Annotated in this window: 27 protein-coding genes, 2 tRNA genes and 3 pseudogenes; 13 read left to right on the top strand and 19 right to left on the bottom strand. The window is 38.6% G+C overall.

Features of this window, described 5'->3' with window-relative positions:
- Nucleotides 1–104: 104 nt before the first annotated feature.
- The 4 genes from HYG88_RS07485 to HYG88_RS07470 all read left to right on the top strand — a co-directional run bounded on the left by HYG88_RS07485 (nt 105) and on the right by HYG88_RS07470 (nt 5,787).
- On the top strand, nt 105–1,025 hold the full coding sequence (locus tag HYG88_RS07485) for a Dyp-type peroxidase (protein ID WP_178882822.1): 921 nt from the start codon (nt 105–107) through the stop codon (nt 1,023–1,025).
- A gap of 128 nt (nt 1,026–1,153) precedes the next feature.
- Nucleotides 1,154–3,031: a M48 family metallopeptidase gene (locus HYG88_RS07480; RefSeq protein ID WP_178882821.1), complete on the top strand. Its 1,878-nt coding sequence runs from the start codon at nt 1,154–1,156 to the stop codon at nt 3,029–3,031.
- 159 nt (nt 3,032–3,190) lie between these two features.
- Nucleotides 3,191–4,990, top strand: a complete 1,800-nt coding sequence (argS, locus tag HYG88_RS07475; protein ID WP_087536712.1) for an arginine--tRNA ligase — start codon at nt 3,191–3,193, stop codon at nt 4,988–4,990.
- A gap of 191 nt (nt 4,991–5,181) precedes the next feature.
- The gene (locus tag HYG88_RS07470) at nt 5,182–5,787 is read left to right on the top strand and encodes an SPOR domain-containing protein (protein ID WP_178882820.1); all 606 of its coding nucleotides are present in this window, start codon (nt 5,182–5,184) and stop codon (nt 5,785–5,787) included.
- A 62-nt stretch (nt 5,788–5,849) separates the two neighbouring features.
- On the opposite strand, the gene HYG88_RS07465 is transcribed toward HYG88_RS07470, so the two are convergent.
- The 8 genes and pseudogenes from HYG88_RS07465 to guaA all read right to left on the bottom strand — a co-directional run bounded on the left by HYG88_RS07465 (nt 5,850) and on the right by guaA (nt 11,869).
- On the bottom strand, nt 5,850–6,503 hold the full coding sequence (locus HYG88_RS07465) for a glutathione S-transferase family protein (RefSeq protein ID WP_178882819.1): 654 nt from the start codon (nt 6,501–6,503) through the stop codon (nt 5,850–5,852).
- Between the two features lie 95 nt (nt 6,504–6,598).
- Nucleotides 6,599–6,998: pseudogene (locus HYG88_RS07460) on the bottom strand (OsmC family protein).
- Complete coding sequence (locus HYG88_RS07455) at nt 6,995–7,942, bottom strand: pirin family protein (RefSeq protein ID WP_087536709.1); 948 nt, start codon at nt 7,940–7,942, stop codon at nt 6,995–6,997. The pseudogene HYG88_RS07460 and the gene HYG88_RS07455 overlap by 4 nt, the downstream one beginning before the upstream one ends.
- 144 nt (nt 7,943–8,086) lie before the next feature.
- Entirely contained in the window at nt 8,087–8,365 is a 279-nt protein-coding gene (locus tag HYG88_RS07450) for a DUF2798 domain-containing protein (RefSeq protein ID WP_005155332.1), read from the bottom strand.
- Nucleotides 8,366–8,367: 2 nt separating this feature from the next.
- A complete protein-coding gene (locus HYG88_RS07445; protein ID WP_004665235.1) occupies nt 8,368–8,673 on the bottom strand; it encodes a DUF3861 domain-containing protein in 306 nt (101 codons plus the stop codon).
- 33 nt (nt 8,674–8,706) lie between these two features.
- A complete protein-coding gene (locus tag HYG88_RS07440; protein ID WP_178882818.1) occupies nt 8,707–9,234 on the bottom strand; it encodes a PadR family transcriptional regulator in 528 nt (175 codons plus the stop codon).
- 229 nt (nt 9,235–9,463) lie between these two features.
- The gene (locus HYG88_RS07435) at nt 9,464–10,243 is read right to left on the bottom strand and encodes an aminoglycoside nucleotidyltransferase ANT(3'')-IIc (protein WP_004680079.1); all 780 of its coding nucleotides are present in this window, start codon (nt 10,241–10,243) and stop codon (nt 9,464–9,466) included.
- 57 nt (nt 10,244–10,300) lie between these two features.
- On the bottom strand, nt 10,301–11,869 hold the full coding sequence (gene guaA, locus HYG88_RS07430; RefSeq protein WP_005155336.1) for a glutamine-hydrolyzing GMP synthase: 1,569 nt from the start codon (nt 11,867–11,869) through the stop codon (nt 10,301–10,303).
- 442 nt (nt 11,870–12,311) lie between these two features.
- Here guaA and HYG88_RS07425 point away from each other — a divergent pair, with 442 nt between their 5' ends.
- The gene (locus HYG88_RS07425) at nt 12,312–13,538 is read left to right on the top strand and encodes a DUF445 family protein (protein ID WP_171063521.1); all 1,227 of its coding nucleotides are present in this window, start codon (nt 12,312–12,314) and stop codon (nt 13,536–13,538) included.
- Between the two features lie 50 nt (nt 13,539–13,588).
- On the opposite strand, the pseudogene HYG88_RS07420 reads toward HYG88_RS07425, so the two are convergent.
- Both HYG88_RS07420 and HYG88_RS07415 read right to left on the bottom strand, forming a co-directional pair.
- Nucleotides 13,589–13,957: pseudogene (locus HYG88_RS07420) on the bottom strand (NirD/YgiW/YdeI family stress tolerance protein).
- A gap of 146 nt (nt 13,958–14,103) precedes the next feature.
- Nucleotides 14,104–14,526: a DoxX family protein gene (locus HYG88_RS07415; RefSeq protein WP_087536703.1), complete on the bottom strand. Its 423-nt coding sequence runs from the start codon at nt 14,524–14,526 to the stop codon at nt 14,104–14,106.
- Between the two features lie 236 nt (nt 14,527–14,762).
- On the opposite strand from HYG88_RS07415, the gene HYG88_RS07410 reads away from it, so the two are divergent.
- Nucleotides 14,763–15,401 carry a DedA family protein gene (locus HYG88_RS07410; protein ID WP_005155341.1) on the top strand — a complete coding sequence of 213 codons (639 nt, stop codon included), beginning with the start codon at nt 14,763–14,765 and terminating at the stop codon, nt 15,399–15,401.
- A 1-nt stretch (nt 15,402) separates the two neighbouring features.
- Here the strand turns inward: HYG88_RS07410 and HYG88_RS07405 are convergent, their stop codons facing one another.
- The 5 genes from HYG88_RS07405 to HYG88_RS07385 all read right to left on the bottom strand — a co-directional run bounded on the left by HYG88_RS07405 (nt 15,403) and on the right by HYG88_RS07385 (nt 18,238).
- The gene (locus HYG88_RS07405; protein WP_178882817.1) at nt 15,403–15,993 is read right to left on the bottom strand and encodes a LysE family transporter; all 591 of its coding nucleotides are present in this window, start codon (nt 15,991–15,993) and stop codon (nt 15,403–15,405) included.
- 209 nt (nt 15,994–16,202) lie between these two features.
- Entirely contained in the window at nt 16,203–16,595 is a 393-nt protein-coding gene (locus tag HYG88_RS07400) for a hypothetical protein (protein ID WP_087536701.1), read from the bottom strand.
- A gap of 9 nt (nt 16,596–16,604) precedes the next feature.
- Nucleotides 16,605–17,447, bottom strand: coding sequence for a ParA family protein (locus tag HYG88_RS07395; RefSeq protein WP_004665257.1), 843 nt, complete (start codon nt 17,445–17,447; stop codon nt 16,605–16,607).
- An 80-nt stretch (nt 17,448–17,527) separates the two neighbouring features.
- The gene (locus HYG88_RS07390) at nt 17,528–17,920 is read right to left on the bottom strand and encodes a SirB2 family protein (RefSeq protein ID WP_087544501.1); all 393 of its coding nucleotides are present in this window, start codon (nt 17,918–17,920) and stop codon (nt 17,528–17,530) included.
- Between the two features lie 9 nt (nt 17,921–17,929).
- The gene (locus HYG88_RS07385) at nt 17,930–18,238 is read right to left on the bottom strand and encodes a BolA family transcriptional regulator (RefSeq protein ID WP_087544499.1); all 309 of its coding nucleotides are present in this window, start codon (nt 18,236–18,238) and stop codon (nt 17,930–17,932) included.
- A 189-nt stretch (nt 18,239–18,427) separates the two neighbouring features.
- Between HYG88_RS07385 and HYG88_RS07380 the strand changes: the two genes are divergently transcribed.
- Nucleotides 18,428–18,503 (top strand) — tRNA-Gly (locus HYG88_RS07380).
- Between the two features lie 44 nt (nt 18,504–18,547).
- Nucleotides 18,548–18,623 (top strand) — tRNA-Gly (locus HYG88_RS07375).
- 335 nt (nt 18,624–18,958) lie between these two features.
- Here HYG88_RS07375 and HYG88_RS07370 read toward each other — a convergent pair.
- Nucleotides 18,959–19,186, bottom strand: a complete 228-nt coding sequence (locus tag HYG88_RS07370; protein ID WP_000587224.1) for a helix-turn-helix transcriptional regulator — start codon at nt 19,184–19,186, stop codon at nt 18,959–18,961.
- 112 nt (nt 19,187–19,298) lie between these two features.
- On the opposite strand from HYG88_RS07370, the gene HYG88_RS07365 reads away from it, so the two are divergent.
- The 4 genes and pseudogenes from HYG88_RS07365 to HYG88_RS15435 form a co-directional block, all read left to right on the top strand.
- Nucleotides 19,299–19,508, top strand: coding sequence for a hypothetical protein (locus HYG88_RS07365; RefSeq protein ID WP_000122748.1), 210 nt, complete (start codon nt 19,299–19,301; stop codon nt 19,506–19,508).
- A 19-nt stretch (nt 19,509–19,527) separates the two neighbouring features.
- Nucleotides 19,528–20,709 (top strand): site-specific integrase, encoded by a 1,182-nt coding sequence (locus HYG88_RS07360; RefSeq protein WP_000201379.1) that lies wholly within the window; start codon nt 19,528–19,530, stop codon nt 20,707–20,709.
- Nucleotides 20,702–20,953, top strand: a complete 252-nt coding sequence (locus HYG88_RS07355; RefSeq protein WP_001084945.1) for a hypothetical protein — start codon at nt 20,702–20,704, stop codon at nt 20,951–20,953. Before HYG88_RS07360 ends, HYG88_RS07355 begins: the two co-directional genes overlap by 8 nt.
- A 65-nt stretch (nt 20,954–21,018) precedes the next feature.
- Nucleotides 21,019–21,180 (top strand): annotated as a pseudogene (locus HYG88_RS15435) (DUF1376 domain-containing protein); the annotation flags it as partial.
- A gap of 25 nt (nt 21,181–21,205) precedes the next feature.
- On the opposite strand, the gene HYG88_RS15430 reads toward HYG88_RS15435, so the two are convergent.
- Complete coding sequence (locus HYG88_RS15430; protein ID WP_227553848.1) at nt 21,206–21,304, bottom strand: hypothetical protein; 99 nt, start codon at nt 21,302–21,304, stop codon at nt 21,206–21,208.
- 285 nt (nt 21,305–21,589) lie between these two features.
- Between HYG88_RS15430 and HYG88_RS07345 the strand changes: the two genes are divergently transcribed.
- Nucleotides 21,590–22,336 (top strand): ATP-binding protein, encoded by a 747-nt coding sequence (locus HYG88_RS07345; protein ID WP_001095014.1) that lies wholly within the window; start codon nt 21,590–21,592, stop codon nt 22,334–22,336.
- A 364-nt stretch (nt 22,337–22,700) separates the two neighbouring features.
- Here HYG88_RS07345 and mzaE read toward each other — a convergent pair whose 3' ends face one another.
- The gene (gene mzaE, locus HYG88_RS07340) at nt 22,701–24,485 is read right to left on the bottom strand and encodes an MZA anti-phage system associated AIPR family protein MzaE (protein WP_000419013.1); all 1,785 of its coding nucleotides are present in this window, start codon (nt 24,483–24,485) and stop codon (nt 22,701–22,703) included.
- On the bottom strand, nt 24,472–25,206 hold the full coding sequence (locus HYG88_RS07335) for a PD-(D/E)XK motif protein (RefSeq protein WP_256731516.1): 735 nt from the start codon (nt 25,204–25,206) through the stop codon (nt 24,472–24,474). Before HYG88_RS07335 ends, mzaE begins: the two co-directional genes overlap by 14 nt.
- Between the last annotated feature and the right edge of the window lie 25 nt (nt 25,207–25,231).

The following is a 25,231-nucleotide window of genomic DNA, read 5'->3' as shown; positions in this document are numbered from 1 at the left end:
ATCAATATCGCAAAAATCGTCAAAAATAAGCTATTAAGCACTGCTTACATCGGGCAAAATCATATCTTTGTATCATTTAAAAATAACGAACCAAGGAGAGCTTCATGACTGCTCAATCCGTCATTCTTCCATTACCTTCTGATCATGCCCGTTTTATTGTTTTGCGTTTAAAAGATTTAAGCATATCTGAACTCAAACAGCAGATTGAAGCTCTGCTCTCAACCCGTGATCGTCTGATTACCCAACACCCTAACGATCAAATTAAAACAGCGATTGCCTTTGGTCCTGAGCTTTGGTCAAAGCTTTATTCTCAGACACCTGAGGACTTTAGACAGCTTGACCCGCAACATGGGGCTTTTGACATGCCTGTGGTACCTGCAGATGTATTTATACACATTGCGAGTGCTCGTGCTGATATCTGCTTTGCGATCAGTCAAGCTTTCTTCAATGGTATTCAAAGCAAAGTTGATGTTTTAGATGAGCGTGCATGCTTCCGTTTCTTTGATGGTCGCGATATGACAGGCTTTATTGATGGTACAGAAAATCCTCAATTCCCAGATGACCGTGCTGAAGCTGCCCTCCTTGCAGAAACAGCAGGGGCTTTTGCAGATGGCAGTTTTATTTTCGCACAGCGCTATATTCATAATTTAGCAAAATGGCAACAACTCAAAGTCGATGCTCAAGAACATGTTTTTGGACGTACCAAACTTGAATCTATTGAACTTGATGATGACATCAAACCCCAAAATTCGCATGTCGCACGTACCGTGGTAGAAGATGAGGATGGCGAAGAAATGGAAATCTTGCGTCACAGTTTGCCTTATGGTGATGGTAAAGGTGAACAAGGTCTATTTTTTGTTGCCTATACCAACAATTTGAGCATTATTGATGCCATGTTAAGACGAATGTTTGGTACCACAGGTGATGGTATTCATGACCGTTTGTTGCATTTCACTACTGCGATTGATGGGGCATATTATTTCGCACCGAGTGATGAATTACTCGAAGAAGTTATTGAATTATAAAATTTAGAATTGAAAAGAATAAAATTTCTTCAATATAATAAAAAACTTTGCAGCATAAATAGCATCCAACTCGATCTAATATGCTGCAAAGAGAATTATTTAAATCATTATCAGTTTAAAGAAAAAACATGAACAATACGCAATATTCAGAAAATGAAAGATTTGAAAAGCTCATTCTTCAGCTACAAGAGAAAATCAAAAAAAATCCTAAAGCCTATCAATTAAAAGTATTTATGCTGGCTATTTTAGGAAATTTATATATAGGAATCATGATTTTATTCTTATTAGCCCTCATTCCCCTATTACTGATGTCGATTCTATTTTTAAAAGCTTTTGCAATTAAACTCATTCTAATCGTTGGTTTTTTTATTTGGGTCATTTTACGATCTTTGTGGGTTAAGCAAATACCACCTCAGGGTTATGCAATTACTGCTACGGATGCTCCTGAATTATTTGAGATTATTCATAAATTACAACAACAGCTCAATGCACCTGATTTTCATAAAGTGCTTATCGTAGAAGACTTAAATGCTGGCGTTGTTCAAATCCCTCGTTTTCTAGGTTTAGGCTCTTCTCAAAATTATTTATTGTTAGGGTTGCCATTACTTAAGTCCTTAACCGTAGCACAATTTACTGCGGTTCTAGCTCATGAATTTGGTCATCTCGCGAAAAATCATGCACAATTTTCAAACTGGATTTATCGTCAACGTATTCGTTGGACGCAGTTAGTCGAGGTATTAGAACAGAATCAAAGCCGCGGAGACTTTTTATTTAGACCTTTTCTCAATCGCTTTGTCCCGTACTTTACGGCTTATTCTTTCCCTCTTGCACAGGCAAATGAATATGAAGCAGATGCCATCGCGGTTCAACTAACCTCTTCGCAATCTACAGCCGAGGCATTAACCACTGTGAGTATTATTAGCCAATATCTTGATGAAAAATATTGGACTGAAATTTATAAACATGCGGATGATATGCCACAACCAGTGATGACACCGTTCTTTAATCTCACCCATGCCCTGACACATGAATTAGAGAAAGAAAATACTGAAGCTTGGTTGTCAGTGTCGATGCAACAAATGACAACGCATCTTGATACTCATCCATCATTACAAGATCGTTTAAAAGCAATCGGGGTGGTTCCTGAGTTTAAATATCCTTCTGCTGAACAACGTGCAGATCGCCTACTTGGCAAGCAACTCGAAAAAGTAACCGCTACTTTTGATCAAATGTGGCAGAGTAATATTTCTTCTTCGTGGCAAGAAAGATACCAGTTCATTCAAGGTGGCAAACAGCGTCTTATCGAACTTGATCAAAAACAACAGACCGATGATTTGAATATTGATGAAGCATTTGAACGTGCTCAACTCACGCTATTTATTGCCAAACAAACAGAGCAAGCATGTCAACAATTGGCCGCACTTCATGAAAAAGCACCAGAACATGCTGAAATTTGTTTGGAATATGGCAGAGCATTATTAGAAAAAAATGATGATCAAGGTTGTGTCTACATGATTCGTGCCGCAGAACTCAATGAATTCATGATGACAACTTGCTATGAAAGACTACGTGATTTTTATTGGCAACAAGGACAACCAGATCAAGCACAACATTATCACAACTTACTTGTAGAGCGTCTTGAATTAGAGAGTCTTGCACAACAAGAGCGAAATCAACTTCACTTAAACAATAAGTTCACTCCGCATGATTTAAGCTCAATCGAGTTACAACAACTCACAGATGAATTGAGCAAAATCAAGGATTTAAAGAAAGCATATTTCGTCAAAAAGAAAGTTGATTATTTGACACATTTACCCTGTTATGTCTTGGCATTTTCAACGACTCGTTGGTACCAATTCACCAATAAAAAGCGAATTGAGGATGTTTTACAAGAAATTCAAAATAATATGCCATTAAATCAAGCCGTCTTAATTTTAAGTATTGAGGGAGATAATTATAAATTTGGTCGCAAAATGCGATGGATTAAAGGTTCTCGTATTCTTTAATTGATAACACAAGAGAAGAGGTGTTGTAAGCACGGCATCTCTAATCAATAAACTCGAAAGATTTATAGGAATATGTTAATTCAGCTGCAATGACTCTCCCCTTAAGCTGCTAAAATTTGCTATATTTGACGTTTTTCTGCGACATTTATTTCGGTAACTATGAATACGGCAATACAAGCAGCTCTTGATCATGCGGTACAATCCCTTCAACAACAAGGGGTACTTCCTTCAGATTGGACAAACACGAGCCATTTAACCCGTACCAAAGACCGAAGTCACGGTGACTTTGCATCCAATATTGCCATGATCGGCTCTAAAGCTGCTGGTATGAAACCACGCGATCTTGCTGAAAAAATCTTAGCGGCACTACCTGAAGTCGCCGACATTACAAAAGCAGAAATCGCAGGCCCTGGTTTTATTAACTTCTTTCTAAACGCAGACCAACGCTTCGCTGTACTTGATCAAATTCAAGCACAAAAAGACCAATATGGACGCAGCCAAGCCAATGCAGCTAAAAAAATCCAAGTCGAATTTGTTTCTGCAAACCCAACATCTAGTCTGCATGTGGGACATGGTCGTGGTGCAGCTTACGGCATGACTGTTGCCAACCTTTTAGAAGCAACAGGTGCACAAGTTGACCGTGAATACTATGTCAATGATGCAGGTCGCCAAATGGATATTTTGGCAACATCAACTTATTTACGTTATTTAGAATTGACTGGGCAAACGCTTGTTTTCCCTAAAAATGCCTATCAAGGCGACTATGTTAAAGAAATCGCACAAAGCATTATTGATCAAGATGGCGATGCACACGTTCGTCCAGTTGCTGACATTTACAACGATGTGCCTGAAGATGTTCAATATGCTGAAGAACTCGATGCCGAAGGCAATAAAGTTATTCTGTCTGGTGATAAAGAAAAACACATTGATGGCTTAATCGCCAATTCACAACAACAGTTAGGTGCGGGCTATCGCGTATTTCACCAAGCGGCTTTACATGCCATTTTGGATGATATCAAAGATGACCTTGCTGACTTTGGCGTGACTTTTGATGAATGGTTTAGCGAAGCTTCGCTAACCGAAAAAATTGATGAAGCACTTGCGACGCTTGATCAACGTGGCTTTCTCTATGAAAAAGATGGCAATATTTGGTTTAAATCAACTGAATTTGGCGATGAGAAAGACCGTGTGGTCAAACGTCGTAATGGTCAAACCACTTATTTTGCATCTGACATTGCTTACCATTTGAATAAACTGCAACGTGGTTATACTGACTTGATTGATATTTGGGGTTCAGATCACCACGGTTATATTTCACGTGTAAAAGCTGCGATTGATGCAATGGGTTACGACTCTAAAAAACTGACTGTTCTTTTAGTTCAGTTCGTGAGTTTATGGCGTGGTGGCGAGATGGTACAAATGTCATCTCGTTCAGGTCAATTCGTGACTTTACGTGATCTACGTAAAGAAGTCGGCAACGATGCGGCGCGTTTCTACTACGTGATGCGTAAATCAGAACAACATATCGACTTTGATTTAGACCTTGCCGTTTCTCAAAGCAAAGACAATGCGGTGTACTACATTCAGTATGCCCATGCACGTGTAAATAGTATTTTGAACCGCGCAAAAGAGAAAGGCATTACGTTTGATGTCGCATCTGCTCGCCAAGTTGCTAATCTGTTAGCATTAGAGACTGAAACAGAGATTCTCGCTAAATTAGCAGCTTATCCTGAAATTTTGATTCGTGCTGCAAATGTCTACGAACCACATCAAATTGGTAATTATCTAAAAGACTTAGCTGCGCTATTTCATGGATGGTATGCTCAAGATGGCGTTAAATTTGTTGATGAAACAAATATTCCTTTATCACAAGCGCGTTTATTACTTTCAATTAACGTACAACAAGTTTTACGTAATGGCTTAGAGTTACTGGGTGTATCTGCTCCTGAAGCGATGTAATCAATACACAGTTGCAATAAAAAGTTTGAATCTGAAATATTGTTGTTAACAACGCTATACAGATCTACTTTTAAACTTAGCCTATCATTGGTCGGCAATATCTTAAACAAAGCATTATTTTCAAACATAATGCTTTGTTTTTAACCAGATTCAAGTTACAAATAATCTAATAGGATCAAGAGGAATTTCAGGTGTTTGGAAAAACGCAACGTGGTGTATCTGAACGACCAAACAAGCCGAAAAAACCACTTATTCCAAAGTGGTTGGGAATGCTTGTCGCGATTCTTGCGATTCTATGTGTTGGTGTCATGCTCATGCTATGGCAACCATGGCAACCTGTTCCAGCAAAAAATCAGGTAACCTCCGATCATTATCAAGAAGAAGATACCAACAAAGATTATCGTTTCTACGATTTGTTGCCACAACAACAAGTTACTCCAATCCCTGAACAGGCTGTCCCTGAAACCAAACAACAAGGTAATGTCGTGATTATTGAATCACCAAAACCTGAAATGACCACTGAAGATCCAATAACGATCACCTCGACTGAACCAACTGCACCAGATCAAGCCAGTTATATCTTACAAGTACGTAGCTATCCTGATCCTGACAGTGCTGATGCACGTCGTGCAGAAATTATTCTGAATGGTTTATCTGCCGATGTTATAAAAACGGTTGAAAATGGGCAAACATGGTATCGTGTTTTCTCTGGTCCTTATGATAGCCAAGATGCAGCACTTGCTGCTCAACAAACCTTGCAACATAGCGGCATTGACTCCATCGTAATCAAGCGTTAATACATTGATAACATGAGAAAGGGGAAACGATCTGTTTCCCCTTTCTCATTCTATATCTGGCTTTAAGCACATTGAGAGTGCAGGCTTTTCTGCTCAGCTCGCTGAAACGCTGGACGCTGCTGAACACGTTGGACAAAGGCTTGAATATTTGGATATTTACCATGTAAACGTTTTTGAATTGCAATCAGTGGAAATGCCATTTGAATGTCTGCAAAAGAAAAAGCTCCAGCAAAATAATCATGCTCTCCCAAATACTGCTCCAGATATAGCATATGTTCTTTCATTCGAGGGCGAACAAAGCCAGCTTTCACGCCATCGGTAATTTTTTCAGCAACAGGTCGAATAATCCACGGGACATGCTTACTCACATTATTGATGACGAGAGTCATCACCAATAAAGGCATGAGAGAGCCTTCAGCGTAGTGCATCCAATACGAGTATTGGAGCTGATCTTTGAATTGCTGCGGTTTGAACTGTTGTTTAACATCATACTGCTGTTGCAGATAATCCAAAATAACAGCCGACTCCACAATGACATTCTCATCATCCACCAGAATTGGTGCTTTACCTAGCGGATGAATCTGTTTCAAACTTTCAGGAGCTGCGTAGCTAGGTAATCTCTGATAATACTCAACTTGGTAGTCCATACCAAGCTCTTCTAATGCCCACAAAATACGGAACGAACGTGAGCATTGTAGGTAATGTAAGGTAATCATTTTTGTGCCTGCTTTGTCTACGCAACTGCTGTATGAATCCCTCTCACAGTTACGTTTAGAATTATGATTTGCCCAAGCACAATAGCATTTTAGTCTCAAACAATCACGGTTTGTATGTCTAAACTGCGTAACAAAGTTTTCGTCACCGGTGTTTTACTACATACATTCAGCAGCTTTTCTTGTAACACTTGTGATGGAATCTGCTCAAATATAATACGATGTGTCATCTTTTCTTGCTGTTCGCGGTTGGTATGAAAATCAACTTCAACACTGAAAATCACCCAAGTTTATTTGCTTATGCTGCGCATACATGCCTAAGGTAATCATGGTACATGATGCTAAACTTGCACTCAGAAAATCATAAGGTGCAGGTTCCGTATCATGGCTTCCAAAAGATTCGGGTTTATCGGTTAGAAATTGGTGTGTTCCACTCGTGACTTCCCCTTTCCACGGTTCAGGTAAAGTTAGAACTTTTGCACTCGCTATTATACTCATTTCGATGCCCTCATTTGCTCAGGCAGTACAGGTGCTTCGAGACGCTTCCCTTGATAATCAGGAATTTCACCAAAACGAGCATCATGATTGATCCAATCTTCTCGTGCTTGCTGTAAATCTTGCATCGTACGTCCAACGAAGTTCCACCACAGCAAAATTGGTGATTCAAACGGTTCACCCCCGATGAGTAACACACGATGACCTTCAGTCAGTTCAACTTCGATTTCAGTCAGCCCCGTTTCCAACACCACCATATTATCGGCATTGAGTTCATGCCCATTGACCTGAGCAATGCCTTCAAGTGCCATAAAAGCATATTCAAAGTTTGGATTGAGTGGAATACGGGTTTTAGTATTCGCTTGTGCAGTTAAGTCCACACCAACCAAAGGTGTATGTACTTGCACAGGAGAAACCATATCAAGAAAATCCCCTACTAAAATGGTAAATTCAACCTGATCCTTACTGACCACCGGTAGTTCTGGATAATGCTCAAACTTTGGCTCCATATTGCGCTTGTCATCAGGCAAAGCAATCCAAAGCTGTGCTGCATGCATCTTGGTTTCTGTATCTGGTGCAACTTCGGTATGAGAAATTCCTCGCCCCGCCGTCATTAAATTCACTTGCTTAGGACGAATCAGTTGTTTTGAACCAAGACTATCGGTGTGCATCATGGTGCCTTCAATCATCCATGTAAAAGTCTGCAAACCAATATGTGGATGCGGTCCTACATCCAAACCATCTCCAGCGGGAAAACTCACTGGCCCTGCATGATCCAGAAAACACCATGCCCCCACCAAACGCTTTTGACGACTCGGCAAGGCTCGCTTAATGATTGTGCCCTTACCAATTTCTGCCGAGCGAATCGTAAATTCTTGAATAAACTGATTGATATAAGTTTCACAATCTTTTGAATCAGAAATATCGTAATTGTTATTATTACTCATGATATTACTCTCTTTTACCTATGCTATTGCAATGAGTTGTTTTATTGATCTTAACAATATCAACAGTATTCAATATAGTCTTTTGGTAATACGCAGAGTGCTATGCATGAGACAATCTGTATTATTATTCAACAGCTTGATATATCAATGTGGTGGCATTTCCACAATAAAGCTTGTTAAGCGTCGAACAACAGGCAAAAACATAAGCACGACAGGATAGGCAATCAACCATGAAAACAGCCATGTTGACAGCCACTTCGTTGTAAATCCATCTATTAGCCCAACATTCATTAGTAAGTTCACCAATGATAATGTTGCGCTCATCAGCCCTGATAATAATAATGGCATAATCCAAGCAGCATATTTTGCGGGTAATTTAGTAAAGAAATTCTTCTTTGTTTGTTGTATGCCATTTGTCCCCATACTCATTCAGCCTGTTTCTTTACATGTTGCTTTAGATTCTTCATAAATTGACCGAACTGCGGTAAGAATTCTTCGAATAGTGGATGATCTTTATTTTCGAGCATCACTTCGCTGAAAAGTTTTAAACCCACCGCAAAAGCTTTCGTGGTTTGATCATCAAAAAATTCAGCACTATTTAAACGTTCAACGATCTGAAAAATATCATCATGATTTCCAGTATAAAACTCTAAACGTTCGGTATAAGTTGACGCTTGCCCTTTTGCATCTTTTAAATGTTGTACGGTGACATGGTATTGATGTTGTTTCATAAGTTTTCTCTAAATTAATATTGGATAAGGTGTTTATAAACGTCCAATCGCAATTGCCGCTTGATCAATCTTTTCAGCAATTTGATAAATTTGTTCTTGCTGTAGATCAGCGATATTGAGTTTTAATCGTAATGCTGTTTTTAGATTTTCCATTGCTCGATGGATCTCTATCAGTTGATCGTTGTTATGGATTTCACGTCTAATCCGTAGTTTTTCCAATAAGGCTGTCAACATTTCCTTCTGATCTTTCAGGTACGTTTCGCCATATTCAGTGACTTGGTATTGTTTACGCTCGGCATCGAGCAAAGAAATATAATTCATTTCTTCTAAACTGGTGAGAGTTGGGTAAATTGTCCCTGCGCTTGGTATATAGCCATCACCCACTAAATCACTAATTTCTTTAATAATTTCATAACCATGTTTGGGGCTTTGCTGAATTAAATGTAAAACCAAAAGCTTCATTCGCCCTGATTCAAACAAACGTCCACGACGGCCTGTTCGGTGATGTTCCCGATGATGTGTATCACGTTCGCTTTCATGATGATTTGATTGATGTCTCATCTTTATTTTTCTCATATTGCACAATTTATGCATATTAAGATATATCTTAAATAGTCTTATAGCAAGTTAAGATATATCTTTAATTTTTAAGCTTTTGATACTGAATAATTTATTTATTTTTTTAAATAGATCTTCAGAAAGATTAAGTAATAAAAAAGAGTGCATCAGCACTCTTTAACAATAGACTTTACTTCCAATAAGATTCATTTTTTCAAATCTTATTATTTGATCAAACTTTTTTCTGTTTAAACCGTTCATCAATTTTTGAAGACAGGAAATCAACAACAGGCTGTAAAGCATGATGCTGTTGTTGCCAGTTTTGCTTTTCAATCTCACCTTTATATTCTTGCACCATTCGCTGCAAAACAGGCTGATGTTGCGGTTGTAACTGAGCAATCACCCATTGCGCAGCCTGATCTTTAGGCGCAATCTCATTCGTCACCAAACTAAAATAAATACGGCATAAGGCCAGAATCTGGTTACGCTCATCCGCATCTTCATCCCAATGTGCCACTATCGATGGATAGGTATCTGCCATCGCCTGCCAGAGTTGCTGATCCGGAATTTCAACTGACCACTGCGTCAAACTTGGTCCAAACAAGCTACGATGATGTAGTTGTGCTTTCTTCAGTAAAATACTCAGATCTGGGTCTGCATGTTCGCTAAGCATATCGCCTTGGCTTAACTCATCCCGCAACCATTCCCCAAACTGTAGTTCATAGCTGAGTGGATAACTTCCCGAAAGAATATGGTCTTTGCGTACGATGGTGACTTCAAGTGCACGTTGCGCAGCACCAATCGGATGCGAAATTTGTAATAAGGTTTCTGCCAGTTGCTGTCGTTGCGGAAGTGTCAGTGCTTGACTCACCACAACCAAAATATCCAGATCACTTTCTGGACCTAGCCCGCCATCAACAGCTGATCCATATAGATAAATGGCAAAGAGAGATTCACCCAAAAGCTGCTGTAAATATCCTGTTAACTGTTCCAGTTGCAAGGTTTCGGACATGCTTTACCTCTTTGCTAATCGCATAAAAAAGGCAGGATTTTCATCCTGCCCTTGGTCTTATTCCCACTCAATCGTAGCTGGTGGCTTAGATGACACGTCATATACAACACGTGAAACATCTTTGATTTCATTCATGATACGCGTTGAGATTTTATCAACCAAATCATACGGTAAATGTGCAAAACGAGCTGTCATAAAGTCAACTGTTTCAACCGCACGAAGTGCAATCACCCATGCATAACGGCGACCATCACCGACAACACCAACTGATTTTACAGGCTGGAATACTGCAAATGCTTGCGCAGTTTTATCATACCAACCGCTTGCACGAAGCTCTTGCATAAAGATGTCATCTGCAAGACGTAAAATGTCTGCATATTCTTTCTTCACTTCACCCAAAATACGCACGCCCAAACCTGGACCTGGGAATGGGTGACGATAAAGCATTTCATGTGGTAAACCTAAAGTTGTACCTAGACGGCGTACTTCATCTTTAAACAAATCACGAATCGGCTCAACCAATTCAAAAGCTAAGTCATCTGGTAAACCGCCCACATTGTGGTGTGATTTAATCACATGAGCTTTACCATTTTTAGTTGCAGCAGATTCGATCACATCTGGGTAAATCGTACCTTGTGCAAGGAAATTTACGCCATCAAGTTTACGTGCTTCTTCAGCAAATACTTCAATGAATTCACGACCAATAATTTTACGTTTTTTCTCAGGATCAACTTCACCCGCTAACGCAGTTAAGAAACGCTGTTCAGCATCAGCACGAATCACACGGATACCCATGTTTTTCGCGAACATATCCATTACTTGCTCACCTTCGTTTAAACGAAGTAAGCCATTGTCTACAAATACGCAAGTCAACTGATCGCCAATCGCACGGTGTAAAAGTGCAGCAACAACAGAAGAATCAACACCACCAGAAAGACCTAACAGAACTTTTTGATCGCCAATTTGCTCACGCAATTGTTCAACACGCAAGTCAATGATGTTTTCAGAATTCCAGAGATTACGGCATCCACAAATCCCATGCACAAAGTTCGATAATAACTCTGCGCCTTTCGCTGTATGGGTCACTTCAGGGTGGAATTGAACACCATAGAAACGACGTGCTTCATCACTTACCGCGGCAAATGGACAGCTTGGTGTGCTTGCAGTAACAGAGAAACCTTCAGGAATCACACTGACTTTATCGCCATGACTCATCCAAACATTAAGCTTGTCGTCACCATCATTGAGATCACCCAACAATTGATCGCGTACCAATACATCAACAGCTGCATAACCAAATTCGTGAACTGTACCTGGTTCTACTTTACCACCAAGCTGTTCAGACATAGTTTGTAAGCCATAGCAAATACCCAATACTGGTACACCAAGTTCAAATACAACTTGTGGCGCACGTGGACTACCTTCTTCATGTACGCTCTCAGGACCACCTGACAAAATAATCCCGTTCGGATTAAACGCACGAATGTCTTCTTCAGACATATCGAAAGCATACATTTCAGAATAAACACCCGCTTCACGTACGCGACGTGCAATCAGCTGGCTATATTGAGAGCCGAAATCCAAAATAAGGATACGATCTTCAGTAATTTGAGTATTGGTCGTCATGGCTAAACATTAAAGGCAAATGAATTAAGCGCCATATTCTAACATTTTTCACGCTTTGGCGCACCGCAATTCATCATCTATCTTATTTTTTAGCATGTATGATCAATTGCGACTGATATTTAAACTAAAATTCCCCAAGCACGTGTTGGAAAAGAGAATTAAATCAACAATTCTTGCTGATTCCGATCAACAAAAAGCAAAAATTGGTGCTAAGATGATGAGTCGAAAATATGCATGACCACGGAAAGGTATGCAGTCGGCATCATCGTTTCCTTTTTGTGCGACTGCACTATCCTTGGAAAGAGGAAAATAAAAAGGTAACTAAAAGCCTAAAAGATATTGGCTCAGTCAATATTCTAAAATATTTCACTATCATCTATGGCTTGCCCTATCACGAGCAACAATTAGGACTTGAAGGACCAATAAAATAATGTTTCAAGAAATGATTGCGGATTTTCAACAGAATTTCTGGTTATATATTTCGATCCCATTTATTAGTGGCTTTATTGGCTATGTAACGAAAGTTATTGCCATTCAAATGATGTTTGCACCACTTGAATTTAAGGGACTCAGGTTATTTGGTCTTCCAATCGGATGGCAAGGCATCGTCCCGCGAAAAGCTGAAAAAATGGCGACCATAGCTGTTGAGTTAATGACCTCAAAGTTAATTCAGCCCCAAGAAATTTTTGCCAGACTGGATCCCAAACGTATTGCTCAGGAAATTGAAAAACCGTTAATGGCCTCTGCCGAGGATATTACTCGCGAAGTTGCACAACAATATCAACCGGGTTTATGGGAAGGTATGCCTGAGTTCGCACGCAAGAAATTAATTAAGCGAGTTCAAGCCAAAGCCCCTGAGATTGTTGAACATATCATGGGCGAAGTGCAAAAAGATGTGATCAAATACTTTGACATCAAACACATGGTGATTAGCAATCTCCTCAAAGATAAGCGTCTTCTCAACGAAATTTTCAAAAAAGTCGGTAAGCAAGAGTTTAGATTCTTTAGTAATGTCGGCTTTGTCTTTGGTTTTGCGATCGGTGTTGTACAAATGTTGTGTTGGGTGGTCACTCAAGGAAAATATCCTTGGATGCTGCCAATGTTCGGTGGCTTTGTCGGCTTTTTCAGTGACTGGATGGCTTTACAAATGATGTTTAGACCATTGTACCCAAAGAAGATTTTGGGCTACACATGGCAAGGTTTGTTCATTAAGCGTCAAAATGAAGTCGCGGCAGACTATGCAGCGCTCATTTCTAAACAATTACTCACATCCCGTAATATGATGGAAGAGCTTTTCTCTGGAACAAATTCAGATAAAGTCATCGAACTTGTCAGTCGCCATGTCAAACAAGAAATTGACCTACAGGCAGGTATCGTTCGTCCATTGGTTGTTTATGCGATTGGTGGTGAAAAATATCAAAATCTGAAAGCAGAAGTTGCCGAACGTATTTTAAAACAACTCCCAGAGACGATGCGCTATGTAGAGTCTTATGCCGAAGATGCCATGGATGTTCGCACGACTTTAGTCGAACGAATGCAAAAATTAAGCCCTGAAGAATTTGAAGGTATGCTCCGCCCTGCATTTAAAGAAGATGAATGGTCATTGATCATTGTTGGCGCAGTACTCGGTTTCCTTGTTGGGGAAATGCAAATTCACTTTATGCTCTAAAGCAATACCATCAGAATCAAACAAGGAAGCCAAGGCTTCCTTTTTTATGCTTAATGCAAGTGTTTTTCTATTTTGATCACTTCAATGTCAGTGGGTTTATAGCGGTGGGTATCCACCTCTCCCACTAGCCGAACATGATCACCCACTTTCAAGCCTGCTTTACGCCAAATATCATCATCAACTTCAATGCCAATCGTGCCACTCAGATCTTTAAATTCGTAATGATCACTTCGCAAATGTTTCGTAATTTGGCCTGTTAAAGTAACACCCATTTCATCAGCCAGTTGAGCAATCTGATTCACCATTACCACATTTTTTGCTGCTTATTGCACAAGCACATGATCATCTTTACCTGCCCAAGTTGATGTTGATAAGCCAATTAAAATCACTATTCCACAAGGCATCAAGATTTGTTTCATTGAATATCTCCTCCAGTTCTTCTCTTTATTATTATCTAAACAGAGATAAGCCGTTGCTTCAGCTTCTGTTTGTAATTAAGCATCAACTTTATCTGTATAAAAACCGATCCACACTCACTAACGTAGGGATTGTTTTAAATGGCTCATTATTTCTCAATCATATGATCTAAGCTCAAACGACCAGCACCATGCAACATTAAATAAAATAAACCACCAGACATAGCTAAGTTTTTCATAAAGTTGATTTGTTGCATTTGATCATCTGCGCCGTGGAAAATGAATGCGGTAATAATGCTAAAGATACCTAAACCAAATGCAGCTAAACGAGCTTGAAAACCAAATAACAGCGCAAGTCCGCCACCAAACTCAACCAAGATCGTCACTGGTAACAATGCGGCAGGCACACCCATCGATTCCATATAACCCGCTGTAGCGCCATAAGCACTGAGCTTGCCCCATCCTGCAATAATAAAAATATAGGCCATTAGAATACGAGCAACAAGCGTAACGATATTTTCTACACCTGACTGCGTTACCATATTTTTTACGATAACATTTGGATTAAACATAATTGATTCCACACTCGTTGTTTTTTAATACAGAAACAGTTTATGTGTGCTTTATTTTGCAATAAACATTATATTAATTAATGCATCGTTCTATATTTGCAACAAACATCATTATTCCAGATCAAAATTAATCATGTCGCTACTCAATGAATGTTACCAATTAAATTGGTTTTTATACTGACATTCTATAGTTGCACTGCTACGATTTAGCTCAAATTCATACTGTTAACAGCTTCATGGAACTTATTGATTTTATTCTGCACGTTGATGAACACCTTTTAGAATTTATTACCAATTATGGCGTATGGATTTATGCCATTTTATTTTTAATTATCTTCGTGGAAACGGGTCTCGTAGTGATGCCTTTTTTACCCGGAGATAGCTTATTATTTGCTGCGGGTGCACTAGCAGCATCAACTGGTGCGATGGATCCGTGGGTACTCGGTATTTTATTATTTATTGCCGCAGTATTAGGTGATACCGTAAATTACCATATTGGGCGTTATATCGGCCCACGTGTATTCGAAATGAATTTACGATTCATCAATCAACAACATTTACTCAAAACACAGCAGTTCTTCCAACGTCATGGCGGTAAAACCATTATTTTTGCCCGCTTTGTTCCGTTTGCACGTACTTTTGCACCATTTGTGGCAGGTGCAGGCAGTATGAATTATAAATTTTTCCTCACCTATAACGTAATTGGTGCTTTTTGTTGGATCGCATCATTTATTACGTTAGGTTATATCTTTGGTAATATGCCAATCGTTAAAGATAACTTCACCCATTTAATTTTTGGCATTATTATCATCAGTATCTTACCGGGCGTGATTGGTTTTGTTCGGCAAAAACTCAATGAGCGTAAAGCTCAATAAATTAAAATAATCGAAAAATCATAGGCAACATACAGATCAGTAATAACATAGCCGACCCTTTATATAAATGGTCGGCTGTAATTCCATTGAAACTCCCAACCAAAAGTGCTCGTCCGAAGTACATCCAAAAAATACTTACAGGGATTAAAATCAAACTAAAAATCGCAAAAACCAGCACTGCATTTTCAATCGAATTCCATGTTTCAACAGGAAAAATACCTGCCGCTAAAAGCACTGTTTTTGGATTTTTTAAAGTAGCGCTAAACAATTTTGTCTTACGTATCTTCTGATGGCGTTGATCATATTTTTGCAAATGCGCACTTTTCCAAAGATGAAATGCCATCCAAAGTACCACTGCTAAACTCACCGTATGTAAAATCACATCTAAAGCTGGCCAAATCGGCTCAAAGAGATGAATAAATAATGCCCACAAACTTATGCCATATACATATCCCAACCATTCAATTGGAATGAAGATTATCGTCTTAAAAGCGCCTTGTTGATGAGTTGCACTGGCGAGCAATGCATTGGTTGGACCGGGTATTAATAACACCGCCAACATCGCCAAAACAAAAAACCAACTTTCAATCATAGACAGACCAGATGACAAAATATGCTCGTCACCTTAAACGAATTTGAAGCAAAAAAACAAATTTAGAGGAAAAAATTAGGCTATAAAAATTAAAGAAATGAATATAAATATTATTAAGATATTGTTTTATATATTTTTATCTTGAAATATTTTGCTAAAATTTAGTTATTTATCACTGTAGTAAATTACAGTGATAAATGAATTTCAACTTATGATTTTGAACGTGGCTTGACCACAATTGCACAACCTTTGAACTGTGCAGCTTGCACAATTGCATCCTGCTGACCTAATAAGTTAGCGAGCTCGGTGTTCTTGGTGTTCATCGACTGGCCCATATTTAATGAGATTGTTGGTGAAATTCCCCAACCACCGCCTCTTGCCCAACCACCACCAAGTCCAATACCGACACCAACCCCAGTACGTTTAGGTGTCTGCACACCATTATCGATGTATTGTTGAATACGATTATATTCAGCTTGCAACTGTTGGCAGTTTAAAGCTTGGTACTGAGTTGGTGAAACATAAGACGGCTTAACCGTTGATGCGCAAGCACCTAATAACATACTGAGTGCTACCACAGGCATCCAATATAAGCGTTTCATAAGATTCTCTTATTTTTTTGATTCAATCTCACCAAATAAAGTGACGTAAGCTAAGGTCAACTTATGTTCTGATGCCAAGTGAATCAAGGGTAAATTCTTTTGATGTGATTCTTTCATCAACACGGATGGCGGTAACATGCTTTCTAAAACAGGCAAACCTTCATCTTTTAATTGCTGAACCACTTCACGCGGTAACTTTGCTTGAGACTGGAATTGATTTACGACGATTCCTTCAATCTCCAAGCGATCATTATGATCATCTTGGGTTTCGAGTACATTTTCAATCAAAGTTTGTAACGCGCGTTTCGAGAAGACATCACAATCGAAAGGAATCAATACTCGGTCTGCTGAAATTAATGCTGATAACGTAAAAAAGTTAAACGCTGGAGGAGTATCAATAAAAATACGGTCATAACGCGCACTCAGGGACTGAATCGAGTCGCGTAACTTATAAATTTTGTGCTTACTTTCTAATGCGTGCTCCAAAGCACCAAGACTTGGACTTGCAGGAATCACATCTAAGTTTTCAAAAGATGAGCGATGAACGTAACTTTCTAAACCCTTACCACGTGGTGCTTTCAAAATCGAACCAATTGCATTACCAATCAGGCCCTTTTGCTGCGTGCTTCCCAAAATATCTTCAAAGAAATTTTCAATGTTTGGCTCTAGTGCTGCTTTGTCAGCAGAATATGTTGCATCTTCACCTAAAAGGTACTGGCTTGAATTTGCTTGTGGGTCAAGATCAATCACCAAAGTTCTTAAACCTTGCTTAGCACTAATTGCAGCTAAGTTGACTGTAATACTTGATTTCCCTACACCACCTTTTTGGTTAAATACCACACGAGTTAACATGATTTCCCTCTACAAGATTTTTGTAAACTGCACGCAGTTTAACCTAGTGCAAAAACAATTACTAAAACAATGTCAAACAATTACGCAAAAACAGGTTTAATGATGACTAAGCCAATAATACCAAGCAATGCCACTGTACCGACCAATAAACCTGCACGGCGCTGTTGTAACAACACGCTGTTGTCTTTTTTATAAATTTTGATTAAAGATGACCAAAGTACAAAAAAGAGAATCACTTTGGCATAAAACCAAGGCGCAACCTCAAAGTTTTTCATCACCACTAAAATAGCACCTGTCACAATAATCAGCGTCAGTGATAAGTGTTGTAAGCCAACGAGTGCTTTAAATCCCTTTGGATTTGGCTGCTGATCCTGAACACCAACAAATAAAGTCGCTGCACGAAAAACAAAAGCAATAATCAGCAAACTTACAGCGGACATATGAATAATTTTGGTGAGTAAATGTGCGTCCATGATCCATCCTTAACTTTTAGGTGCGTGTGCACATTCAGGACTGGCTGGCGCTTGACCTTGCCATTCACTAGCAACGTAAGCATGAATTGCTAAAGCATGAATTTTACCAGGACTCATTAGTTCAGCAGCCACAGCATAAATTTTTTGATGACGCTGTACTAAACGTAAACCCTGAAACTCCTCACTCACCACAATCACTTTAAAATGTGATTCTTTTCCTGGGAAATAGCCTCCATGTCCAGCCGACTCATTCAGTACTTCCAAATGGGTCGGTATTAATGTTTGCAAACGCTCAATCAACTGTTGCTCTAATTTCATCAGCCACTCTATAAAGTCAGATTGTGATAGTGCCTTAGTATACATGACCCTAGATGAAGAGAAAATTTTGTACAAAATTTTGCCTTTTAACTTTTTTAATCGCAGAAATGCTTTAATTTTATGCAATTAATTAATTTATTTGCATAAAGTTGTTGACCCTTGTTTTGCTTAATGTATTATAAGCGGCACGCGGGAATAGCTCAGTTGGTAGAGCATAACCTTGCCAAGGTTGGGGTCGCGAGTTCGAGTCTCGTTTCCCGCTCCAGTTTGGTTTTTTAAGTGTAAGTTTTAGTAAAAACTGCTCAATATGCGGGAATAGCTCAGTTGGTAGAGCATAACCTTGCCAAGGTTGGGGTCGCGAGTTCGAGTCTCGTTTCCCGCTCCAAATTTAAAAGGCCCTAGTCGAAAGATTAGGGCTTTTTTCTTGTTGATTTTATTATATTTTTTAAAATTCCCCGTTCCTTTGTTATTCGAGTCAATAAAAAATATTCTTAATGTAATTTGTATTTTGTGACCAAGATGTGACCATAGCGTGCCCATAACTATAAAAATGCTCTTAATTGATCTCAAATGCTCTCATTTCATCACTACTTTTTAGCCCCCTCAGAGCTTTTTTGGCTGTAAAAAACACCAAACTCTTTTCAAAGTACAGTATTTTTTTACCAATCGTTCAATAATTTGTGACCATTTCACTTTTTGATGTGACCATTTGTGACCAAACTAGTCATTATCATTTTGATTATTATCAATTTTCTTAAAAATCAATAAATCACCCACTCCCACATCTAATGCAATACAAATTTTATCAATGGTTTCAAAATCAATCCGTACAGATTCATCATTATAAAGTTTGTGCAAAGTAGATTTATTAATTCCAGTACTTCTTACCAAATCAGCAACCTTAAGTTTCCTTTCTGCTAATAAAACTGCCAAGTTTGAAATAATCATAAAATTTCCTACTTAAATCATAAAAAGTACTTGCAACAACATAAAAATATGATAATTTATGTCTTAGGAATAATTTTTCCTAGTTACCTAGTAAAAAATATGAGGCTCTATTATGTCATATACCTATCTCACAGCCCAGCAACTGGCTGAAAAAATCCAGTACGACGCTCGTACTATTCGCAACCAGCTAAAGGACAGTGTCTTTATCGAAGGTGTTCACTACATCCGTCCTTTTGGTGGCCGCAAAATTCTTTTTGTTTGGGAACGCATTGAAACTGAAATGCTTAAATTCACTGGTTTAAGCATGGATGCCCTGCAATAAGGCTTAGGAGGTTTAACTGATGGCTACCATCCGGGAACGAAGTGGCAAACTGATTGCCGACTTTCGCTACATGGGCATTCGTTGCAGAGAAACAACCAATCTTGAAGACAATGCTTATAACCGACGCATTTTGAAAAAACGTCTCGAACAGCTTGAAGCTGAAATTACTTTGGGAACTTTTGAATACGAAAAGTACTTTCCAAAAAGTAACCGTGTTGAGGAGTTTAAGGAAAAAAGAAGTCAGCAAATTGCTGTACAGACCAAAGTTCCTCTTTTTAAAGAGTTTACTGAATTGTGGTTTAAGCAGAAACAAGTTGAGTGGAGAACCTCATACCAGCAAAAGGTTTCAATTGTGATCAAAAACTATTTGATTCCTGCTTTTGGTAATCAGGTTCTCTCGAAAATCAAGAAGTCAGACTTGCTGAACTTCCGTGCCTCTCTCGCCAAAGTGACACACGGAAAAGATCAAACAAGTCTGAAAGCATCGAGGATCAATCAAATCATGACGCCTTTACGTATGATACTCAATGATGCGGCTGAACGATACGAGTTTGAGTCGCCTTATAAAAATATTAACAATCTGAAGGAAAGCAAGATTGAAGTCACACCTTTTTCTTTGGAAGAGGTGCATAAAATTCTTACCACAGTGCGTGAAGACTTCCGCCCCTATTACACCATTCGCTTTTTTACGGGTATGCGTACCAGTGAAATCGATGGTCTGCAATGGAAAAATATCGACTTACAGCGTCGTGAAATCCATATCAGAGAAGCGTTAGTGAATGGTGTGCTTGGTGCAACCAAAACTTATGGTTCTGACCGCACGATCCAGATGAATGACCGCGTTTACCAAGCCTTTCTGCAACAGAAAAGCTTAAATAATGGTAAATCAGAGTTTGTTTTCTGCAATCGTGATGGTGGACCTCTCGATTACCGTCTGGTGAATAAACGTGTCTGGCATCCGATCTTGCGCTTTCTAGGATTGAAGTCTAGAAGAGCCTACCAAACACGTCATACAGCAGCAACTCTTTGGTTGTCGGCAGGAGAAAATCCGGAATGGATCGCACGTCAATTGGGACATTCAACGACTGAAATGCTATTCCGAGTCTATAGCCGTTACATTCCCAATGTTACGCGCCGCGATGGCAGTGCATTTGAAGCCATGTTGGAAAAACTAAATACAGAGGAGCTTGCACATGAATAGTAAAGCTTTCTTTGGTGGTGTGGTCGTCAGCCCTGAAGCAGATATGGTCGCTCGTGAATTAATCCATGAGCTACACATTCCGAAACTGCACAATCTGGCCTTTTTGCTGGAAATCAATAAATGCTTCGATGATCACCAAGCATTAAGACTCTGGCTACAGCGAATGCTAGATGAAGGGCAAGCTCATTACGATGACTTGGCTCAACAGGCCCGTCTCCGCTTAATGAGTCTCGCTCACTCATAAAACAAACATAAAAGGTCATCAAATCGATGACCTTAGCCCCTTTATACCTATAAAAAGGTCAACATATGAATAAAGATATTTCAATTTGGATGCCACTCTATATTGGCGACCTACAGGCGAAATTTGCACGAATGACAGCAGAACAAATTGGTGCGGCACTGCTGTTAATGATGGATTTCTGGAAAAATGGTGCCATTCCTCATGATTTAGCAACGGTATGCAGCATCACGAAATTACCGCAGCACACCAAGGCTAAAACTTTGTTAAATACGCTGATAGCCCTGGAATTGTTTGAAGTCGAATCTGAGCAGATTCATTCAAATTTTTTAACCAGTTTAAAAAGCCAAGCATTGCAAAATCAGCAAATGAAATCTGATAAAGCTAAAAATGCAGCTCAAGCACGTTGGGGTAAATCCGCAAGTAATGCTCAAGCATCAACCAAGCAACGAAAAGTAAATGCTCAAGCAGCTCTTGAGAAGAGCCCGAGTATTACTCAAGTCATGCTTGAATCATGCCCTTCATCTTCATCTTCATCTTCATCTTCATCTTCATCTTCATCTTCATCTTCATCTTCAAATTTTGAAGAAAAAAATGAGAATTTTTTAGAAAATTCAAAGTGGATTTAGGAGATCAGTCATGAATACCATGCTTAAAACACTCCAGTTTCGCGCAGAAACAACGGAAACACTTTGCGCTACCCATCATATACCCTTGATGGAAATTGCAGGTCACAGGCTCTGTAAATTGTGTGCCAAAGAAACCGTCCATCACTCAAATGCAGCCTATGAGGATGAACTGCAACAGCGATTGCTACAACAGAAAATCAAAAACTCAGGGCTCAATAAACGCTATCTGGACCGTGGCTTCAAGAATTTTGTAGTTGCATGCCCTGCTCAAGACAATACCATCAAGCTATGTCAGGCCTTTGCACAACAGATTATTTCTGACCAAAACCCGAACATGTTGATGATTGGTACACCGGGTACAGGTAAAACCCATCTGAGTGCATCAATTATTCGCAACATTCTGCATAACAGTACAAAATCTGCACGCTACTATACCAGTGCAGAAATTGCTCAAAAAATGATGGACACATGGTCAGATGCTTCACTCTCTGAAAAGGAAGTTATCGAACATTTCTCCAGTTTTGATTTATTGGTGATTGATGAATATGGCCTGCATGACCGGCATGAGAAACGTTTGGAGATGGTGCATAAGATCTTATATAGCCGTTACGACAACATGAAGTCGACGCTGCTAATTTCCAATTTCACATTACAAAATATACAGCGGGATTTAGGTGTCCGATTATGGTCACGGTTGCATGAAAATAATTTGACTGTAGTGCCGTGTTATTGGGATGACCGAAGAATAAATGGATAGCTAAACTGTTTGCTTAAGCCAATTATCTCAATAAAATATAGGGGTAGCTTTGTACAACAAAGCCCTTGAACTGTTAACCTTAAGCATACAAATAAATTTCATAAACCCATTTATTTCAATCTAGCAGAAAAGTTGATTACAGCTTCTAAGATTTTAGAAGCTGTTTTTATTAATTTTCTAGGGCATTAATATAATTCTCGAATTAGAGACAATATTTATGAAGGCAACTACAAGGAATTAATGAGATGAAATAGTATTTAATTTCCGACTCTTTAAAATCAATATTCCATAATTTTCTACATTCATCTCACAAAGATAGTCAAAAAGAGACCTAAAGAATTTAATTTTAACTATTAAAATTAGGTTACTTTAGCTCCTCAATGTCAGGATCATTTTCTAAATATTCATATTGCGATAATAATTCCCAACATTCATTTTTTTTTGCCCATTCAGAAATCATTTTCCCTTTGGCACTTTCATGCAGGTATTTATTAACTTCCTCTGACCAAATCAGAATCTGTTTAACAAGTCCTTCAGAAAGTTTTTGATTTAACCAGATTTTTTGAAGGTTAACACGACTTCCGATTTTTTGAGATAAAATTGCCACTGTATATGCAGTTATATTAGCTTGGAAAGCAGGAAATTTTGACCTGATAACTTTCTGTGCAGTTTTGAATATGATGGTTTGTGCAATAATATTTTTATAATAGATGACATCAAATTGTAACTGCTTATCCTCATCGGTCGACTGAATCATATTCATAAATGCAGTAAAGTTCTTTTGCCCTCCTAAACTCACCAGATCAGGCTTTTGCTCCCATGCACAAACATATTTGGCTAATTCAGTTTTAGTAATTTTTCTGCTGGTAGGTATAAGTTCCTGTATACGTTTAATGCCAGCAGGAGTTTTGCCCTCACGCTCAAGCATTACTTTATAGCTTCCCCCAGCTCTTTCATAGAACCATCGGCTTACACCATCAGGGCAATAAGTTGATAGTGCTAACTTTTCAAGATTAATATGATAAGGTTTATTCGCTGAAAGATCCGATTGCTTGACTGCATTTTGGCTATTCGCATAGCGTGAAATATCTGAAATCAGTTGCTCTTCTTCCAGAGGGTCTGTTTTTCTTAAAACAATGATTTTCGCAGGTACATGCACAGCTTTCAGGTTAACTGCTGGATTTTTTTTCTTGGTAAAGAACATGGAAGCTGTTGTTTGTCCTCCATTTACGATTTGCATTCCCTTTAACCAAGAGATACCAATTCCACCGTTTTCTAATCTGCCTAAATGTGCTTCATCTGCGATAATTACCACGCCATTGTTGTAAGCCATGAAACGTTCTGGCTGATCAATTAAAGTATCACGGATACCTTTATTTACTTTTCCTGTCTGACTTAAAAAAGATCTAACGTTTGCCTCTAGAATACGTGGACCATATTTTTCATATACATATCTTAAAGCCTCTCCAGGAATTACAGTCATTGCATAATCATACTCTCCATGCTCATTTGGAACCCACACACATGGAAGTGGGCTACCAGAAACATGTTCAAAATTCACAATGAGTTCATCCCTAGGTTTACCTTCTTGTAGGTGATTAAATAGCCTTGATATATCAATAACTTCAAGTTTTATTGTTTTACCTTGTATTTCTCTACTTTGAAATTGACGAGTTTTTGCCACTCTGTCTGTTAATACATAAATCCGTATCTGTTCAAATTGAGAATAACCATCTTCTATCGTACGAACTAATGGGTATGCTTCATGAGACTCATCCATTTTTGAAGATAGCTTTTTTTCAACACAGTATTTGAGAAATCTCAAACAGCGTTCTGCTGCTGCTTTAATTTCTGAGTCAGGAATATTTTCTAATTCGTTATTGCCACTATATTCAGTAACATATAGATCTAATTGATCGGCTTCTTCAGATATTGCAAAGCCACTTAAACGGAGTATACCTTGTATATTTGCATAATAACGACACATCTCAGGCTCGAATGTCATACCAATCTCTGACATGTGCTGAGTAACAATTTCAGTAAATATAACTTCTGCATATAAACCTTGTTGATCTGATTCTTCAGTTCGTGTAGATATTTCAGTTTGTACATCACTCTGAATATTTTTTAAAAAATCAATTAATTCCACAATTTCCAATTCCTAATTTCTGAAGAACTAAACTTAAATCAATAGACTGGTTTATAAAGGGTGTTAAATCTATTTCATATTTAGCATGTCTTATATTTACAGCGATATTCCCAGGTACTAATCGTGGAAAATTTTCATCAACCAACCAAAAAAACGAGTTTTCAGTTTTAAATTTACGGATATAGTTTTCTTTCTCACTTTCCAGATATCCAATTCTCAACAAAAGGTTATTAAACCTAGAAAGTTCAGCTGGATAATCATTTAACTGCTCACGAATTAAATTAATTCGTTCAGTTAATGTTTTACCTACTGAATTTAGAGAAAAACGATAGCCATTTAAAAATAGTGGTGATTTCTCACTATCATCTAATTGTTCGAGTGAATTAATTTTTGCAACAAAACCTTGATTTGATAATGTACTTTTAGTTTCTATAGCACCAGAACCCATTTCAAAGTCTTTTAGGCCATCCAGAGGCCCTTTCCAAGCATTTAATACTTCTGAGATAGGTAGATTTAAGGAAATTAAACTCAATATTACCTCTAACTCCCCTATTAAACCTAATTCCGCCTCCTGAGAGAGCTCTCGCTCCCCTTTCGACATAAAAGAAAGCCAAGCATAAATTCTATTAATAAATACAGAAACTAGTTTATTTTCATTCAAGTCCTGATATTGGATTATTGTGTTACATACATCCACAATCATCTTTGTGAATAAGTCCAGATCACCTCACGGCTTTGTTGCATAA

Source organism: Acinetobacter sp. SwsAc4 (assembly GCF_013391535.1).
Lineage (GTDB): Bacteria > Pseudomonadota > Gammaproteobacteria > Pseudomonadales > Moraxellaceae > Acinetobacter.
The sequence above is the reverse complement of the archived record's forward strand: the minus strand, read 5'-3'. Positions and strand labels throughout refer to the sequence as shown.

What these genes read in the sequence shown, in the direction of transcription:
- HYG88_RS07480 (WP_178882821.1), top strand. Translation starts at nt 1,154, where the DNA reads ATGAACAATACGCAATATTCAGAAAATGAAAGATTTGAAAAGCTCATT.
- HYG88_RS07435 (WP_004680079.1), bottom strand. Translation starts at nt 10,243, where the DNA reads ATGTCCGAAACCTTGCAACTGGAACAGTTAACAGGATATTTACAGCAG.
- HYG88_RS07390 (WP_087544501.1), bottom strand. Translation starts at nt 17,920, where the DNA reads ATGGACGCACATTTACTCACCAAAATTATTCATATGTCCGCTGTAAGT.
- HYG88_RS07400 (WP_087536701.1), bottom strand. Translation starts at nt 16,595, where the DNA reads ATGAAACGCTTATATTGGATGCCTGTGGTAGCACTCAGTATGTTATTA.
- HYG88_RS07365 (WP_000122748.1), top strand. Translation starts at nt 19,299, where the DNA reads ATGTCATATACCTATCTCACAGCCCAGCAACTGGCTGAAAAAATCCAG.
- HYG88_RS07405 (WP_178882817.1), bottom strand. Translation starts at nt 15,993, where the DNA reads ATGATTGAAAGTTGGTTTTTTGTTTTGGCGATGTTGGCGGTGTTATTA.
- guaA (WP_005155336.1), bottom strand. Translation starts at nt 11,869, where the DNA reads ATGACGACCAATACTCAAATTACTGAAGATCGTATCCTTATTTTGGAT.
- HYG88_RS07360 (WP_000201379.1), top strand. Translation starts at nt 19,528, where the DNA reads ATGGCTACCATCCGGGAACGAAGTGGCAAACTGATTGCCGACTTTCGC.
- HYG88_RS07440 (WP_178882818.1), bottom strand. Translation starts at nt 9,234, where the DNA reads ATGAGACATCAATCAAATCATCATGAAAGCGAACGTGATACACATCAT.
- HYG88_RS07485 (WP_178882822.1), top strand. Translation starts at nt 105, where the DNA reads ATGACTGCTCAATCCGTCATTCTTCCATTACCTTCTGATCATGCCCGT.
- HYG88_RS07465 (WP_178882819.1), bottom strand. Translation starts at nt 6,503, where the DNA reads ATGATTACCTTACATTACCTACAATGCTCACGTTCGTTCCGTATTTTG.
- HYG88_RS07385 (WP_087544499.1), bottom strand. Translation starts at nt 18,238, where the DNA reads ATGAAATTAGAGCAACAGTTGATTGAGCGTTTGCAAACATTAATACCG.
- HYG88_RS15430 (WP_227553848.1), bottom strand. Translation starts at nt 21,304, where the DNA reads ATGCTTGGCTTTTTAAACTGGTTAAAAAATTTGAATGAATCTGCTCAG.
- HYG88_RS07395 (WP_004665257.1), bottom strand. Translation starts at nt 17,447, where the DNA reads ATGTTAACTCGTGTGGTATTTAACCAAAAAGGTGGTGTAGGGAAATCA.
- HYG88_RS07415 (WP_087536703.1), bottom strand. Translation starts at nt 14,526, where the DNA reads ATGTTTAATCCAAATGTTATCGTAAAAAATATGGTAACGCAGTCAGGT.
- HYG88_RS07425 (WP_171063521.1), top strand. Translation starts at nt 12,312, where the DNA reads ATGATTGCGGATTTTCAACAGAATTTCTGGTTATATATTTCGATCCCA.
- HYG88_RS07370 (WP_000587224.1), bottom strand. Translation starts at nt 19,186, where the DNA reads ATGATTATTTCAAACTTGGCAGTTTTATTAGCAGAAAGGAAACTTAAG.
- HYG88_RS07455 (WP_087536709.1), bottom strand. Translation starts at nt 7,942, where the DNA reads ATGAGTAATAATAACAATTACGATATTTCTGATTCAAAAGATTGTGAA.
- HYG88_RS07410 (WP_005155341.1), top strand. Translation starts at nt 14,763, where the DNA reads ATGGAACTTATTGATTTTATTCTGCACGTTGATGAACACCTTTTAGAA.
- HYG88_RS07445 (WP_004665235.1), bottom strand. Translation starts at nt 8,673, where the DNA reads ATGAAACAACATCAATACCATGTCACCGTACAACATTTAAAAGATGCA.
- argS (WP_087536712.1), top strand. Translation starts at nt 3,191, where the DNA reads ATGAATACGGCAATACAAGCAGCTCTTGATCATGCGGTACAATCCCTT.
- HYG88_RS07450 (WP_005155332.1), bottom strand. Translation starts at nt 8,365, where the DNA reads ATGGGGACAAATGGCATACAACAAACAAAGAAGAATTTCTTTACTAAA.
- HYG88_RS07345 (WP_001095014.1), top strand. Translation starts at nt 21,590, where the DNA reads ATGAATACCATGCTTAAAACACTCCAGTTTCGCGCAGAAACAACGGAA.
- HYG88_RS07355 (WP_001084945.1), top strand. Translation starts at nt 20,702, where the DNA reads ATGAATAGTAAAGCTTTCTTTGGTGGTGTGGTCGTCAGCCCTGAAGCA.